This window comes from Haloleucobacter albus (assembly GCF_052492075.1).
Map to the genome: position 1 here is coordinate 58,054 of NZ_JBQWAS010000020.1, position 13,619 is coordinate 71,672.

Consider the following 13,619-nt stretch of genomic DNA (forward strand, 5'->3'; position numbering starts at 1 on the left):
GCATCTCAAGCGGCAGGCTATGCTGCCTTTGCAAAATTGACGAGTCCGACCTGCGCAGCTTGGGGAAAGAGTGGGTCTCAAGCGTCAGCGATTGAGAAAATCCAGCTCCAGAATAGGGATGAAACCCGTCGCTCCGGTTTGATAATCATCCATTCCACACAAAAAGCGCGCTTCGCGCTGGTTCACAAATACACCCGGACCGGAAGCGCCACCCATGAAAAAATACAGCGTGCGCCCGCCCAGTTTTCCCAGCTTGCGATTATCTGCGGGAATAAGATTGGTCTCGCGCGGAAGTGTCACTGCAAGATGAATGGATGTCTTCCATCCCTTCGCCTGACGCTCCGGGGCGAACTCCGGGGTGATGCGTGCGGTGATATTGGTCAACTCATTCCAGGCGTCGCCGCCAAGGGGCTGGCAATAGGCGCGAAACGCTGCAATGGCGCGCGCAATCTCTTCTCTGGAATAAATCGATTTACGCCCGACAACTTGTATGGAAGGCGGTGCGGCCTTCTCTTGAAGGACAGGCTGGGCCGGAACGGCTGATGGCTCACGCCTCAGTCCAGTTTCGGCCACAGCAGGAAAGGGCGAGAGGAAACAGCCGAGTACAGCAATCTTCAGAGCCTTTTGCATGTCCCCTCACCGGGCCCCCGCCCTTTCAAACGCCATGGATGGCTCAGCCGCCGACTCCAAGCGCCTTCAGCTTGCGATGTAGCGCGGAACGCTCCATGCCAACGAACTCGGCCGTCCGGGAGATGTTGCCCCCGAAGCGATTGATCTGCGCCGCCAGATACTCCCGCTCAAACACTTCACGGGCCTCACGCAGAGGCAGACCCATGAGATGCTCTCCCCCATTGCCATTGGGCAGGCTGGGCACAAGCGCGCCGACATCCGGCGGCAGCATGGAGGCGGTGATGGTGCCTTCCGGGTCTCCACCCGCCAGAATCAGCAGGCGTTCCACATTGTTGCGCAACTGGCGGACATTACCCGGCCAGTCATGGGATTGAAGCACTGCCATGGCGTCTTCACCAATGGGGCGGCGAGGCATGCCGGTGGTTTGCGAAATGGTATCGACGAAGAAATCAACCAGATCGGGAATATCCTCCCGACGCTCCGCCAGAGGCGGCACGCGGATAGGCACCACCGAGAGGCGATGGTAGAGATCCTCCCGGAACATGCCCCGCGCAATCTCCTCTTCCAGATTTCGGGCGCTGGAAGAGATGATGCGCACATCCACACTGATGCGCTCATTTGAGCCAACCCGCGAGAAGGTCTGCTCCACCAGAACACGCAGAACCCGGCTCTGCGTTTCACGGGGCATATCGGCGATTTCATCGAGGAAGAGAGTGCCGCCATGGGCTTCTTCCAGGGCGCCACGCTTGCCCTCGCCATCCTCACCTTCCGCGACGCCGAACAGCTCCACTTCCAGCCGCTCCGGCGTGATAGCTGCGGCATTGAGCACCACGAATGGCCCCTGCGCACGACCAGAGCCGGCATGGATCATGCGGGCTGTCAGTTCCTTGCCTGCGCCGGAGGGGCCCACAATGAGAATGCGGCTGTTGGTGGGAGAAACCCGCTCAATCGTATTGCGCAGCTGCTGGATGGTGCTGGAGCGGCCGACCATCATGCGAGCATTGGGCGCAAGCTGTTTCAGCTCCTTCAACTCCTGCTTCAGACGCAGGGTTTCCAGAGCCCGCTCGGCCACCATCACCAGACGATCGGCATTGAACGGCTTTTCTATGAAGTCATAGGCGCCACGCTTGATGGCCGCGACGGCCGTTTCAATATTGCCATGACCGGAGATCATCACCACCGGAATATCGGCATACTGGGCCTTGATCTCATTGAGCAGCTCAAGACCATCCAGCCGGCTGCCTTGCAGCCAGATATCCAGAAAGATCATGTTCGGCCGACGGTTGGCGATAGCGGCCAGCGCGCCATCCGCATCACGGGCGGTGCGGGCACTGTAGCCCTCATCCTCCAGAATACCCGCGACCAGTTCGCCAATATCGGCCTCATCATCGACGATCAGAATGTCCATCGGCATGCTCAGGCCCTCCCGGTTTCGCTGGTTGCGGCCGTGGCCGATGCTTGTTCTGAGGGTCGCCCGTCCACGCGCAGGCGCAGATGCACCCATGCGCCCCGCCCATCGGGTGAATCATTCAACTGGATGGAACCGCCGTGCTCTTCCATGATTTTTCCGACGATGGCGAGGCCAAGCCCCGTCCCTTTTTCACGCGTGGTGACATAAGGCTCCAGCAGCCTGCTGCGCTTGTCCTGCGGCAGCCCCATGCCGTTGTCGATGATGTCGATAATGAGATTTTCTCCCACCTGTTCCGCCTTGATGCGGATGCGCCCCTGCCCGCGCTCCGCTTCCGGCACGGCCTCAATGGCCTCACAGGCATTCTTGAGAAGATTGGTCAGCGCCTGAGAAACAAGGCGCCGGTCAAAGCGGGCCGGCATGGCCTGCGGCAGCTCCATGTCAAACTCAACGGAGGGATTGCCCACCCGCATGAGGAACACGGTCTGGCGAAGGGTCTCTGCCATATCCTGCGAATCCACGACCGGCTTGGGCATGCGGGCAAAGGATGAAAATTCATCCACCATGCGGCCAATGTCACCGACCTGACGGATGATGGTATCCGTGCACTGGTCGAACACATCCCGGTCACGCTCGATATGCCTTCCATATTTGCGCTTCAGCCTCTCGGCCGAAAGCTGGATGGGGGTCAGTGGATTCTTGATTTCATGGGCGATGCGACGGGCCACATCCGCCCATGCGGCTGTACGCTGCGCATTCACAAGGGCTGTGATGTCGTCCATCGTCACCACCCAGCCATGGTCCCCCTCGGCAGATTGTTCGGTGGTGACACGCACGGCGAGAATGCGCTCGCGCCCATTGCGTTGCACGGTGATATGCCCCTGCACAATCCGCTCTCCCGCACTCTCTGCTTCAGCAAGAATGGCGGCGGTTTCCGGCGCAACTTCGGCCAATTTACGGCCAAGAGCCTCAACTTCGCTCAAACCCAGAAGACGTTCGGCAGAACGATTGGCTATGGTGACCCGCTCATCCGCGTCCAAGCCAATTACTCCCGCCCCCACACCGGCAAGAACGGCCTCTGTGAAGCGGCGGCGGCTGTCAATCTGGTCTCGGGCGCGGACAATATCGTTGCGCTGGGTCTTCAGCTCAGCCGTCATGTTGTTGAAGGTGGCTCCCAGCGAGGCGAGATCCCCCTCGGCCCGGTTGACGGGCACCTGCACATCCAGATTGCCCGCGGCCACCCTGTCCGCCGCCCACATCAGGCGACGAATGGGCGCCACCAGCCAGCGCGAGAAATTGATGGCCACCCACATGGCTGAAAGCAGCACGATAAGCGTGATGAGGGCATACATGATGGCAAAGGCGAGCTGCACATTGAAACGCCGCTCTTCCAACGCCTGAAAATCCCGCAACGTATCGCTGGTGATCTTGAGATAGCCAATGACGCGCGGATCAATGGGCCGGGCCACATAGAGGAAGAGATCGTCAAATTCCTTCAGGGGTACGACGGCACTGACGAAATCGGCATCCGAAGGCAGATAGATGATGGGCTGCTCTTCGGTGGCTTCATTGATGGCGATGTTGATGGGTACCAGATATTCCCGCTCCGTACGCAGATTGGCGCGCTCAACAACGGAACGGTCACGGCGGATGATCTGGGCGCCCGGCACATTGCGCAACGCTGCCTGAGCGGTGAGAATCTCGCGGAACTTTTCAGGATCAGACTTGTACAGGGCTTTCAGTCGCGACATGTCGTTGGCCATGGCCAGAACGTCACCGCGAATGGAAAGCGCATGCTCGCGCACATAGGCTTGCGCCACGGAGCCCGCAGTCACCACAATAGCCTGTGTGCGACTGGAGAACCAGCGGTCCAGACTGCGATCCAGTGTCAGGCTGGCGACAATGGCCACAACCAGAGCCGGAACGACTGCAACGATCGCAAACAGCCCCACGATACGCACCAGAAGCCGGGCCCCGGCCCTGCCCCTCATGCGGGCCCGCAGCATTCGCCACAATTCGAATGCGATAACAATCAGCAAGACCAGCCCTGCGACGCCACAGGCCGTCAGCGAGATGATGACCACCTCAGGGGTTGGCACAATGGAGGTGAGCCCCATGAGAATGAGGAATGTGGCGACGGCCGAGGCCAGCGACAGCACCATGATGACTGGCACGAACAAGCGGGCAAACAGGCTGCGCTTGCGCTGAAGCAGCGGTGGGCCATCTTCGGCTGGCGCGTTCATCATGCTTGTGATGGCCCTTCTCCCGGTATCGGCGCGGCGCATGTGCCGCTGGTCAGAGCGCTTTGAAACGACACTGGTGCAAAAATGTGACATGCGCCAGCCTGAAGCCGATTTGCACCCAGCATTGTCTCTGGAAGAGCAAAAAAACGACATTCAAGCACCTCTGGAGGTGCGATAGAACCTCTGCATGCATTTTACAGTTGTTCAACGCCAAAGCCCGCCCGGTCAAAGGCGTCTGTGCCAATGACCGGGCGGGCTTAATCCTCGCAACCTCAGGAAAATCAACGATTGGTGCGGATCACCTGGATATCCAGATCACGAATCTTCTTGCGCAGGGTGTTCCGGTTCAACCCCAGCAGTTCTGCCGCCTTGATCTGGTTTCCCCGCGTCGCCGCCAAAGCGGCTGATAACAGGGGATATTCCACATCCTTCAAAATGCGGTGGTAAAGCCCCGGAGGTGGAAGATCATCTCCAAACCCGGCGAAATAACTGTTGAGGTGCCGTTCAACAGAACCCGCCAGCGTCGTCTCCGCCTGGCTTTCCTCACCGGCGACGCCCGGCTTGGACTCCACCAGTTCGGCATCAATGATGGCTGGCGTGATGACATCCTGCGGATAAAGCGCAGCCAGCCGGCGCACAAGATTTTCCAGCTCGCGCACATTGCCGGGCCAGCGATAGTGCTTCAGCTTTTCAAGAGCAGCGGCATCAATCTGCTTGGCGGGCAACCCTTCCCGCTCCACCATGCGGAAGAAGTGACGCATCAGATCTGGCACATCCTCCGCACGCTCCCGCAGGGGGGGCAGCCGCAGGGGCACCACATTCAGCCGAAAGAACAGATCCTCACGGAAAAGGCCCTGCTGAATCAGCGTGCGCAAATCCTTGTTGGTAGCGGCAATGATCCGCACGTCAGTCTTGATGGGAGTACGACCGCCAACAGTGGTGTATTCACCCTGCTGGAGGACGCGCAGCAGGCGCGTCTGGGCCTCCATCGGCATATCGCCGATTTCATCCAGAAACAGCGTGCCACCTTCTGCTTGCTCAAACCGGCCGGGATTGCGCGCCGTGGCCCCTGTGAACGAGCCTTTCTCGTGACCAAACAGCTCGCTCTCGATGAGGTCTCGCGGAATGGCCGCCATATTGATGGCGACGAAAGGACCACTGCGACGTTTGCCATAATCGTGCAGGGCTCGCGCCACCAGTTCCTTGCCGGTACCACTCTCGCCCACGATCATCACCGTGAGATCGGTCTGCATCAGGCGGGCCAGCAGACGATAGATCTCCTGCATGGCGGCCGAGCGGCCCACCAGCGGGATGTTCTCCTGATCTTCCCCGCCCAGAGCGCCATTATAGGATTTGCGGGGTTCAGCCAGAGCGCGGCCGACGATGGAAATCAGCTCCTTCAGATCGAAGGGCTTGGGCAGATACTCATAAGCGCCACGCTCTGAGGCCCGGATGGCGGTCATGAATGTATTTTGTGCACTCATGACAATGACCGGGAGATCCGGCCTTGCCTTCTTGATGCGGGGCAGCAAATCGAAGGCGTTTTCATCGGGCATCACCACATCGGTGATAATCAGGTCGCCATCTCCCTGGCTGGCCCATCGCCAGAGAGTGGCAGCATTGCCGCAGGTGCGCACCTCATAACCGGCTCGTGAGAGAGCCTGGTTGAGCACCGTGCGGATCGCGGCATCATCATCTGCAACCAGTATGCTTCCGCTTGGCATATGGGAACCTCATCTGGATTCGGGACGTGCGCCACCGCCCGGATACATGGGCAGAAGCACGCGGAATGTGGTGCGGCGGGGTTGGCTTTCGCACTCAACGAGGCCGCCATGGTCACCAATGATCTTGGCAACCAAAGCAAGACCCAGGCCACTTCCGGTGGGTTTGGTGGTCACGAAGGGATCAAACAGGTGCGGGATGAGATCATCCGGCACGCCGCGACCGTTATCACGCACGCAAAACTCAAGCGGCAGGCTCACACGGCTGGATGCACCAGGAATGGTCAGACGCACACCGGGACGGAAAGCCGTGGTGAGTTGGATCTCTCCATCCGGCATTCCGTCAACGGCTTCTGCCGCATTTTTAACCAGATTGAGGAAAGCCTGCACAAGTTGGTCGCGGTTTGCATAAACCGGGGGCAGTGAAGGATCGTAATCCTCCACGAAACGGATATTTCGCCCGAATCCCGATGCCGCAAGTGTGCGCACATGCTCCAGAACAGCATGAATGTTCACCGGCTCGCGCTCTACCGGGCGCTCATCGGAGAACACTTCCATGCGGTCCACCAGCTTCACGATGCGGTCTGCCTCATCGCAGATCAGGCGGGTGAGAGCCCGGTCCTGATCATCGACGGACTGTTCGAGCAATTGCGCCGCACCGCGAATGCCGGAAAGCGGGTTCTTGATCTCATGCGCCAGCATGGCCGCCAATGTGGTGACAGACCGCGCGGCTCCGCGATGGGTGAGTTGCCGGTCCATCTTGTCGGCAATGGTGCGCTCCTGCAACATCACCACCACATGGCCAGCACGATAAGCCACCGGCGCGACGTGAATATCCACGATCCGCTCACCGCCATTGCGCGGGGTGCCCAGATCCACACGATACTCATTCACGGGCGCTCCGCGCTCACGCACCTGGTCGATCAGTTCCAGCAGCGGTGTGCCAAAGGGTACGAAATCCGAGAAGGGACGCCGGCGCAAAAGCGGGGCGCTGACCTGAAAGAAGGATTCCGCAGCAACATTGGCCTCCACCACATGCCCGTTCTCCCCAATTGTGAAAAGAGGGTGAGGTACGGCATCCAGAATGGCGGCGCTCAGGCCGGGAGAAGCCTGTGTCAGTGCTGAAGCTGAAAGGGGCTTTCTGTCTGGTGGGGGCAGCCCGGTCATGTTGTTCTCAAGGCCGTGTCGGCCCTGCATGTCGGTCTTGCTATTGCTGTCGGCCTTGCCGGACCCTGCCGTCATGCCGCCGCCCTCCACATGAGTTCGTCAAAGGCATCTGTAATGCCCGCTTTCACGGCCCCGGCGTCTTCACAAGTCAGCAAACGCTGACGCCAGTTGCGGGACCATGCCTTGCCCGCCGCATCATCCTGCGATGGAGCAAAAACTGTTTCAGAGGCCGCTTCCAGAGCCCAGCCTATATGCTTGCGCGCCTGCCGCACACCAAGGGCTGAGCCATAAAGGGAAAGCCAAGCCTCATATAATTCCAGAAGAACATCGCGCTGTTCGGCCAGAGGCGGAGCAGGGATCGCCTGCCCGCTCGCCAGAAAAGCCGCAGCCTGCCCCGGAAACCAGGGCCGCCCCTGCGCACCGCGCCCGATCATGACGCCTGCCGCACCAGAGGCGGCAAGCATGGCCGGGGTATCTTCCACGCGTGTCAGATCGCCATTCGCCAGCACTGGAATCTTCACGGCCTCAACCACAGGACGGATGGCCGCCCAATCCGCCTGCCCCTTGTAGAACTGGCAACGTGTGCGCCCGTGAATTGTAACCAGTGAGAGCCCCTCTGTCTCAGCCATACGTGCCAGATCAATGGCTGTCGGGCTGTTTTCATCCCACCCCAGCCGGGTCTTCACCGTAACAGGCACCTGCACGGCTGCGCGTACGGCCTGAATAATCTCGCGAGCCAGAGGAAAATTGCGCAGCAGGGCGGAGCCGGCAGCTCCTGTTGTCACCCGCTTGGCTGGGCAGCCCATATTGATATCAATAATATGGGCGCCTGCCGCCTCGGCCCGCCGGGCGGCCTCTCCCATCCAGTAGGGATCATTCCCGGCAATCTGCACCACATGAAGAGGCACACCCTGCCCTTCGGCCTTCAACATCATTTCTGGATGATCTTCCATCAGGGCCGCGCTGGCGATCATCTCGGAAACCACCAGCCCAGCCCCATAGCGCACCGCCATGCGCCGCACTGGCGCATCAGTAATGCCTGCCATCGGGGCCAGAACCACGGCGTTTGGCAGGGTGTGCGGGCCGATCCGCAGGGCGGGGGGCTGAGAAGACTGGAATATCTGCACAGAAAGTGGGCCACTCCGTTTGTGCCTTAATTCTAGACACACTCAAGGATGATGCAAGTGCATTGCCATTCAAAACAGGCCCGTGTCATCACAAATTGCGGCGCAGGCTGCGCAAAATGACAATCGTCTCAGTTTGCCTCTTGCCGAAAACCAACCTCTTGCACTGAGGAACACAAAAGGCTTCAACACGCACTCTAACAGGAATGAGGCGTTATGAGCTGTGTCGCCATCATTGTCGCTGCGGGCCGTGGCACCCGTGCAGGCGGCGGATTGCCCAAGCAATATCACCAGATGGCTGGTGAGCCGATCTTGCGCCACACATTGCGCCTGTTCGCCAACATGCCGGGCATCACGGCCATTCTGCCCGTTATCCACCTGAATGACGCGGATCTGTTTGCGCAAGCCGCAATCGGCCTGGAGAAAATACTCACTCCCGTGGAAGGTGGCGCAACACGGCAGGAATCCGTTCATGCCGGCCTGAAGGTTCTGGCCGGACACGCGCCTGAGCTGGTACTGGTGCACGACGCCGCCCGCCCCTTCGCCACCCCTGCCCTGTTGGCGCGGGCCATAAAGGCTGCCGGGGAACATGGGGCGGCTATTCCCGTGCTGTCGGTTACAGATACCATCAAGCAGGTGGATGCCGAAGGCCAAGTCGTCGCCACACTCCAGAGAGATGCCCTGCGCACCGTTCAGACGCCGCAATCCTTCCGTTACAATTTGTTGCACTCCGCCCATGAGGCTGCGGCACAGGCCGGCATTCGCAACCTTACGGATGATGCCGCAGTGATGGAATGGGCCGGACAGCCCGTTTTCACCTTTGAGGGTGAGGCTGCGAATATGAAGCTTACATCCGTGGAAGATATGGAGAAGGCCCGTATGGCAGCCCCTGTTGCTCAGCAGAAGAGTACTCCCTCCTGGGCCAGCCTTGGCGATGTGCGCACCGGAACAGGCTTTGATGTCCACGCCTTTGCTCCGGGGGATCATGTCATTCTGGGGGGCGTCACCATAACCCACAGCGCCGGCCTCTCCGGCCATTCAGATGCGGATGTCGGCCTGCACGCCCTGACTGATGCCCTGCTGGGGGCGTTATGTGACGGGGATATCGGCTCGCATTTTCCGCCATCGGACCCGCAATGGAAGGGCACGTCATCGGATCGCTTCCTGCGCCATGCAGTTGACAAGGTGCGGTCGCTGGGCGGGCGCATTGCGCATCTCGATCTGACGCTGATCTGCGAAGCCCCCAAAATCGGCCCGCATCGTGAAGCCATGCGCGCATCCATCTCCGCCATTTGCGATATTCCGGCTGCCCGCATCAGCGTGAAAGCCACGACAAGCGAAAAGCTGGGCTTCACCGGCCGCCGGGAAGGCATTGCAGCCATGGCCAGCGCGACCATTCGCCTGCCTTTTTCCGAAGGTGACGCATGATTGATGCGCAGATTTATGGCCGCGCCGATGTGGTTCTGAAGGCGTTTCGCGCCTGCGGCTGGACACTGGCAACAGCAGAATCCTGTACGGGTGGCCTTGTCGCCGGTGCCCTGACGGCTTTGCCGGGTTCTTCGGATGTCGTCGACCGGGGTTTTGTCACCTACTCCAATGCTGCCAAAATGAGTATGCTGGACGTGCCTGAAACCGTGCTGGCGGCGCATGGTGCGGTGAGCGAGGAAACCGCGCGGGCCATGGCCAGGGGGGCCTGCAAAGCGGCTGGCGTGGACGTCGCCGTTTCCATCACCGGAATTGCCGGGCCAGGCGGAGGCTCTGCCGGAAAGCCTGTTGGCCTTGTGCATTTCGCCTGCGCCCTGAAAAACGGGCACATCAGCCATCGCAAAATGTGCTTTGGTGAGTTGGGGCGCGATGAAGTACGTCGGGCCGCAATTTTGGTTGCGCTCGACATGCTGGATGAAGCCGCACGCGTATGAACGATAGCCAGGAAAAACCCATGAATAGCCCCGTCGCCGCTCTTGTCGGTCCATTGGCCGAACTGGCCTCCGCCCTGCCGGCACGCGGCGCGCTTCTGGGGCTGGATCTCGGCACGAAAACCATCGGCGTCGCCAGTTGTGATCCAGACCGGCGACTGGCGACTGTTGTGGAGACCGTGAGGCGCACCAAATTCACGGCGGATGCCCAGCGGCTTCTGGTGCTTGCCGAAGAGCGGCGGGCTGTCGGTTTTGTTTTGGGCCTGCCGCTGAACATGGACGGCTCGGAAGGGCCTCGGGCACAGGCCAGCCGCACTTTCGCGCGCAATTTCTCCAAGCTCACCACACTCCCGATCGCGCTCTGGGATGAGCGCCTTTCAACCGTCGCGGTAGAGCGGGCGCTGATTTCCGCCGATGTCAGCCGCGCCAAACGGGCAGCGGTGGTGGATCAGCACGCCGCAGCCTTCATTCTGGAGGGGGCGATTGATTTTCTGGCGCATCAGGCCGGCCCTGATGGCGATGAATCAGAAGACACCTTTTGATTCGAGTGGCTGGCTTTTTCGCTCGTAATGAAAGAGCATCAGTGCCGGATTGTGGGACAGCTCGCCCAATAGCCTTTTTGACCTGCACCGGGATCAACCCAGCAATTTTTCCCCGCTGGCGGATTCTGGGTAAAAACCTCAGGAGGGGGCGCCTCAGCTTGGGGCATGAAGGGGGCGCTCAGAGCACCCATGATACCAGACGTAATGCCCAGCACTTCGCGCCCGGCCTTTTCTCCCGTGACAATACCGGTACCACCGGCACAGTTCACACAAGCGCCGATTCCATAAGTGCGGGACCAGCTCTGAGAGGTGCTTCCCGGCTCATCCTGGGCTACAGCCGGAGAAGCAAAGCCCGTGAAAAGTACGAGGAACATAGCGGTGTTCCGCAATCCTGCCTTCAGTCCCCGCATCGGCCTTTCTCCACTGGTTTTGAAATTTGCTCCATAACGAAAATATCAGCATCCGACCCAGCAAAAATAAGGCATGATGCTGCGCAGCACTTTTGCAGACATCCAACCTGAACGAATTCCGGCCTGTAACAGGCTCATGCGGCTTGTCGCAGAGCCACACTGGGGATATGCCTCGCTCTGCCATGCCATCTGCTCCAGCATTCACACTCTCGGGCCGGGATCTTCTCGGTATTCAGGCCCTTTCCGCCGGTGAGATCACGGGTCTGCTCGACCTTGCCGAAGAGTTCGTTGAACTCAACAGGCAGGTTGAGAAGAAGCGCGCCACGCTGCGCGGGCGCACCCAGATCAACCTCTTTTTCGAGAATTCCACCCGCACCCAATCCTCGTTCGAAATAGCGGGGAAACGGCTTGGGGCGGATGTGATGAACATGTCCGTCGGCTCATCTTCCGTGAAGAAGGGTGAGACGCTGGTGGATACCGCCATCACGCTCAACGCCATGCATCCGGATATTCTGGTGGTGCGCCATCAGTCATCCGGTGCGGTGGCGCTGCTGGCCCGCAAGGTGGATTGCTGCGTGGTCAATGCCGGGGATGGCTCCCACGAGCATCCCACGCAGGCGCTTCTGGATGCGCTGACCATTCGCCGAAACAAAGGGCAGCTCGAAAATCTGGTCGTCGCCATTTGCGGGGATGTTCTTCACTCGCGCGTGGCCCGTTCCAACATGCTGCTACTCGCGAAGATGGGGGCCCGCGTGCGTCTTGTCGCGCCATCGACCCTTCTGCCCGCCGGCATCGAGAATTTCGGCGTGGAGGTGTTCCACTCCATGGAGCAGGGACTGGATGGCGCGGATATCGTGATGATGCTGCGCCTTCAGAGGGAACGCATGAGTGGCTCCTTCATACCCTCTGTGCGGGAATATTTTCATTATTACGGGCTGGATGAAGCCAAGCTGCGGCGCGCCAGCCCGGATGTGCTGGTGATGCATCCCGGCCCCATGAATCGCGGTGTGGAAATCAGTTCCAACATTGCCGATGGTCCGCGCTCGCTTATTCGCGAGCAGGTGGAAATGGGTGTGGCCGTGCGCATGGCCGTGCTCGATACCCTTGCCCGGAAGTTGCCCAATGCGTGATGCCCGCCCTTCTGTGGAGCCGCGCCCGCTCCTGCTCGCCAATGCCCGTGTGATCGACCCTTCCCGTGGGGCGGATTTTCGCGGCGATGTCTTTCTGGCCGAAGGTGTCGTGAAAGATGCCGCAGCCGGTATTGCCAGCGCCGGCATTCCCGATGGGGCCGAGCTGGTTGACTGCAAGGGTGCCGTCGTCGCGCCCGGCCTGGTCGACATGCGCGCCTTTGTGGGTGAGCCCGGTTTCGAGCATCTGGAGACACTGGCCAGCGCCAGCCATGCTGCGGCAGCAGGAGGGGTAACGACCCTCGTCTGCCAGCCGGATACAGCCCCAATGGTGGATGAACCCGCCATCGTGGACTTCATCCTGCGCCGTGCGCGGGATACTGCCGTGGTGCATATTCACCCCATGGCCGCCATCACCAAGGCCCGCAAGGGTGAGGAAATGACGGAAATGGGTCTGCTGAAGGCGGCAGGAGCGGTCGCCTTCACGGATGGTCATCGCTCGGTGATGAACGCGCGTGTTCTGCGCCGTGCTTTGACCTATGCCCGTGATTTTGATGCGCTGATCGTGCACCATACAGAGGATTCAACCCTCTCCGGCGGGGATATGAACCAAGGCGAGTTCGCTTCCCGTCTGGGGCTCTCCGGTGTACCCAAATCAGCTGAAACCATCATTCTGGAACGGGATGTCCGCCTTGTGGGCGATGCTCGCGGGCGTTATCACGCCGCCGCCCTCACCTGCATCGAATCGCTGGAGGTTCTGGCGCGGGCGAAAGAGGCTGGGCTACCTATCACGGCTTCGGCCTCAATCAACCATCTGTGTTTCAATGAGCTGGATATTGCCGGCTACCGCACCTATTTCAAGCTGCGCCCGCCGTTGAGGACCGAAGATGATCGGCAGGCCCTGATCCGCGCCATTGGATCGGGCCTGATCGACGTGGTGGTTTCCGATCACACCCCGCAGGATGTGGAAGGCAAACGCCTGCCCTTCTCCGAGGCGGAGCCTGGTGCAGCCGGCATTGAAACCCTTCTTCCAGCGGCCCTGCGCCTCGTGCATGCCGGCGCAGTGGATCTTGGCACCATGCTGGCGACCCTCTCCACCCGTCCGGCTCAGCTTCTGGGCCTGGATGCTGGAACATTGCGTCCTGGTGCGCCTGCGGATGTCATGGTTCTTGATCCGGATATGCCCTTTGTGCTGGATCCGGCCTCGCTTAAGTCCCGCTCCCGCAACACTCCGTTTGATGGCGCTCGTCTCATGGGGCGGGTTCTGCGCACCATTGTTGCGGGGAATGTTGTCTATGAATACGCTTGAGTTCACCCAGCCGGCGCAGAGG

At 60.2% G+C, this 13,619-nt stretch carries 11 protein-coding genes; 5 read left to right on the forward strand and 6 right to left on the reverse strand.

The window, feature by feature from the left end; all coding sequences use genetic code 11:
* Positions 1 to 84: 84 nt before the first annotated feature.
* The 6 genes from ACT6QH_RS04330 to dusB all read right to left on the reverse strand — a co-directional run bounded on the left by ACT6QH_RS04330 (position 85) and on the right by dusB (position 8,215).
* Positions 85 to 630: a hypothetical protein gene (locus tag ACT6QH_RS04330; RefSeq protein ID WP_444973583.1), complete on the reverse strand. Its 546-nt coding sequence runs from the start codon at positions 628 to 630 to the stop codon at positions 85 to 87.
* 43 nt (positions 631 to 673) lie between these two features.
* Positions 674 to 2,044, reverse strand: coding sequence for a nitrogen assimilation response regulator NtrX (ntrX, locus tag ACT6QH_RS04335; protein ID WP_444973584.1), 1,371 nt, complete (start codon positions 2,042 to 2,044; stop codon positions 674 to 676).
* 2 nt (positions 2,045 to 2,046) lie between these two features.
* Positions 2,047 to 4,284, reverse strand: coding sequence for a sensor histidine kinase NtrY-like (locus tag ACT6QH_RS04340; protein ID WP_444973585.1), 2,238 nt, complete (start codon positions 4,282 to 4,284; stop codon positions 2,047 to 2,049).
* 278 nt (positions 4,285 to 4,562) lie between these two features.
* Positions 4,563 to 6,005, reverse strand: a complete 1,443-nt coding sequence (gene ntrC / locus ACT6QH_RS04345) for a nitrogen regulation protein NR(I) (protein WP_444973586.1) — start codon at positions 6,003 to 6,005, stop codon at positions 4,563 to 4,565.
* A gap of 9 nt (positions 6,006 to 6,014) precedes the next feature.
* Positions 6,015 to 7,244, reverse strand: a complete 1,230-nt coding sequence (locus ACT6QH_RS04350; RefSeq protein ID WP_444973587.1) for a two-component system sensor histidine kinase NtrB — start codon at positions 7,242 to 7,244, stop codon at positions 6,015 to 6,017.
* The gene (gene dusB / locus ACT6QH_RS04355; RefSeq protein ID WP_444973588.1) at positions 7,241 to 8,215 is read right to left on the reverse strand and encodes a tRNA dihydrouridine synthase DusB; all 975 of its coding nucleotides are present in this window, start codon (positions 8,213 to 8,215) and stop codon (positions 7,241 to 7,243) included. The genes ACT6QH_RS04350 and dusB overlap by 4 nt, the downstream gene beginning before the upstream one ends.
* Positions 8,216 to 8,509: 294 nt before the next feature.
* On the opposite strand from dusB, the gene ACT6QH_RS04360 reads away from it, so the two are divergent.
* The 5 genes from ACT6QH_RS04360 (at position 8,510) to ACT6QH_RS04380 (ending at position 13,597) form a co-directional block, all read left to right on the forward strand.
* Positions 8,510 to 9,721, forward strand: coding sequence for a bifunctional 2-C-methyl-D-erythritol 4-phosphate cytidylyltransferase/2-C-methyl-D-erythritol 2,4-cyclodiphosphate synthase (locus tag ACT6QH_RS04360; protein ID WP_444973589.1), 1,212 nt, complete (start codon positions 8,510 to 8,512; stop codon positions 9,719 to 9,721).
* Positions 9,718 to 10,212, forward strand: coding sequence for a CinA family protein (locus ACT6QH_RS04365; RefSeq protein WP_444973590.1), 495 nt, complete (start codon positions 9,718 to 9,720; stop codon positions 10,210 to 10,212). The genes ACT6QH_RS04360 and ACT6QH_RS04365 overlap by 4 nt, the downstream gene beginning before the upstream one ends.
* Positions 10,213 to 10,232: 20 nt before the next feature.
* Positions 10,233 to 10,751, forward strand: coding sequence for a Holliday junction resolvase RuvX (ruvX, locus tag ACT6QH_RS04370; RefSeq protein ID WP_444973591.1), 519 nt, complete (start codon positions 10,233 to 10,235; stop codon positions 10,749 to 10,751).
* Between the two features lie 592 nt (positions 10,752 to 11,343).
* The gene (locus ACT6QH_RS04375; protein WP_444973592.1) at positions 11,344 to 12,291 is read left to right on the forward strand and encodes an aspartate carbamoyltransferase catalytic subunit; all 948 of its coding nucleotides are present in this window, start codon (positions 11,344 to 11,346) and stop codon (positions 12,289 to 12,291) included.
* Positions 12,284 to 13,597: a dihydroorotase gene (locus ACT6QH_RS04380; RefSeq protein WP_444973593.1), complete on the forward strand. Its 1,314-nt coding sequence runs from the start codon at positions 12,284 to 12,286 to the stop codon at positions 13,595 to 13,597. Before ACT6QH_RS04375 ends, ACT6QH_RS04380 begins: the two co-directional genes overlap by 8 nt.
* The last annotated feature ends 22 nt before the right edge of the window (positions 13,598 to 13,619 follow it).

Coding starts and splice junctions, on each gene's coding strand:
- ACT6QH_RS04330 (WP_444973583.1), bottom strand. CDS start 630: ATGCAAAAGGCTCTGAAGATTGCTGTACTCGGCTGTTTCCTCTCGCCC.
- ntrX (WP_444973584.1), bottom strand. CDS start 2,044: ATGCCGATGGACATTCTGATCGTCGATGATGAGGCCGATATTGGCGAA.
- ACT6QH_RS04340 (WP_444973585.1), bottom strand. CDS start 4,284: ATGATGAACGCGCCAGCCGAAGATGGCCCACCGCTGCTTCAGCGCAAG.
- ntrC (WP_444973586.1), bottom strand. CDS start 6,005: ATGCCAAGCGGAAGCATACTGGTTGCAGATGATGATGCCGCGATCCGC.
- ACT6QH_RS04350 (WP_444973587.1), bottom strand. CDS start 7,244: ATGACGGCAGGGTCCGGCAAGGCCGACAGCAATAGCAAGACCGACATG.
- dusB (WP_444973588.1), bottom strand. CDS start 8,215: ATGGCAGGCATTACTGATGCGCCAGTGCGGCGCATGGCGGTGCGCTAT.
- ACT6QH_RS04360 (WP_444973589.1), top strand. CDS start 8,510: ATGAGCTGTGTCGCCATCATTGTCGCTGCGGGCCGTGGCACCCGTGCA.
- ACT6QH_RS04365 (WP_444973590.1), top strand. CDS start 9,718: ATGATTGATGCGCAGATTTATGGCCGCGCCGATGTGGTTCTGAAGGCG.
- ruvX (WP_444973591.1), top strand. CDS start 10,233: ATGAATAGCCCCGTCGCCGCTCTTGTCGGTCCATTGGCCGAACTGGCC.
- ACT6QH_RS04375 (WP_444973592.1), top strand. CDS start 11,344: ATGCCATCTGCTCCAGCATTCACACTCTCGGGCCGGGATCTTCTCGGT.
- ACT6QH_RS04380 (WP_444973593.1), top strand. CDS start 12,284: ATGCGTGATGCCCGCCCTTCTGTGGAGCCGCGCCCGCTCCTGCTCGCC.